Here is a 1623-nt window from a genome sequence, read left to right on the forward strand (position 1 = left end):
CCCAGTTAAGTGTTCCCTCAATTTTTTATTGTGGGTATTCAAAGAGACATGATATAAAATGACACCAACGTAAAATATCAACAAAAAGCAGATCCGTCAGTCATAATTGCTATATTGCTATAATGATACTTTGATTTCCTAATTATCTAAGGCAAGTCTAACGTTGAATAACTCAAATATTTACCCAGAAATAATTACAGAAAATTCTCAACCAACAGAAAGTTATCGTAAACAAAGTCAACTTCATTGGAAGCGAGCTAGAGCAAGTTTACGAAAAGCTTTAAATAGATATTCTGTCGGGCAAAATGCTGCACAAAAAACAACTAACCCTGAATTATCATCTACTATCAAAACTCAATTAGACCTATTAAAATCAAATATTGATAAGCTCGACCAAGGAGTAATTCAAATAGCTGTTTTTGGTCTGGTAAGTCGTGGTAAATCAGCAGTATTAAACGCTTTATTAGGTGAAAAAATATTAGAAACAGGTCCTCTTAATGGCGTAACTCAATGGCCGCGTTCTATTAGATGGACTCCCAGTATTTTTCTTAATTCCAATCAAGAAGAAGTAGTCAAAGTAGACTTAATAGATACTCCAGGATTAGATGAAGTAGCAGGTCAAGTTCGTGGAGAAATGGCGAAGGAAGTTACTCGCCAAGCTGATTTAATTTTATTTGTTGTTTCTGGGGATATTACTCGGACTGAATATGATGCTTTGTCTGAGTTAAGGAAGGCTAAAAAGCCGTTAATTTTAGTATTTAATAAAGTAGATTTATATTCGGAAACGGAACGACGAAAAATTTATCAGAATTTACAAAAAATTGCTGTTCATCAGTTAGGAGAATTAGAGGATATTTACTATCCTTCCGAAGTAGTAATGGTAGCAGCAGAACCAAACCCTATACCTGTAAGAATTGAATGGTCTGATGGTAATGTGACTCACGAGAGGGAAACTTTGCCTCCTCAAATAGATGAGTTAAAACAAAAAATAATTACTATTTTAGAGCGGGAAGGGCGATCGCTGTTAGCTTTAAATGCCTTACTTCAAGCGAAAGAAGCTGAGGTAAGTATTGCTCATAAAACTGTTAAGATCAAACAAAATGAAGCTGATGATTTAATTTGGAATTTTGCTAAGTATAAAGCGTTAGCTGTTGCTCTTAATCCTATTTCTGTTATTGATGTAGTTGGAACTACAGTAATAGATTTAGCATTAATTCGTTCTTTGTCTCGTCTTTATAATTTGCCGATGACTAGCTATGAAGCAGGTAAACTTTGGAAAATAATTATTTTTAGTGCTGGTGGTATATTGTTGGGTGATTTGGGAAGTAGTTTATTATTAGGTTTAGGAAAGGTTGATATTACTTCTTATGCAGGAGTTGCTATTACTCAAGCTTCTATTGCTGCTTATGGAACTTATGCTATTGGTCGTGCTACTAAGATTTATTTGGAAAAGGGTTGTACTTGGGGACTTTTGGGGCAAGATATTGTTATTCAGGATATTTTAAGTCAGGTAGAACCGGATACGATAATTTATCGTTTACAACAGGAATTATTCAAGAAATAAGGAAGAAGGAAGAAGTAAGAAGGAAGAAGTAATATCAAATCCGGTTGAATACTTATTAT

Annotated in this window: 1 protein-coding gene; it reads left to right on the forward strand. The window is 34.1% G+C overall.

All coding sequences use genetic code 11. The annotated features are described in order from the left end of the window. The first annotated feature begins 193 nt into the window (after positions 1 to 193). Positions 194 to 1564 (forward strand): GTP-binding protein, encoded by a 1371-nt coding sequence (locus tag ACP6PM_RS07475; RefSeq protein WP_426583277.1) that lies wholly within the window; start codon positions 194 to 196, stop codon positions 1562 to 1564. Positions 1565 to 1623: the final 59 nt, after the last annotated feature.

The sequence above is a fragment of the Dapis brunnea BLCC-M229 genome, from assembly GCF_050015995.1.
GTDB lineage: Bacteria > Cyanobacteriota > Cyanobacteriia > Cyanobacteriales > Microcoleaceae > Trichodesmium.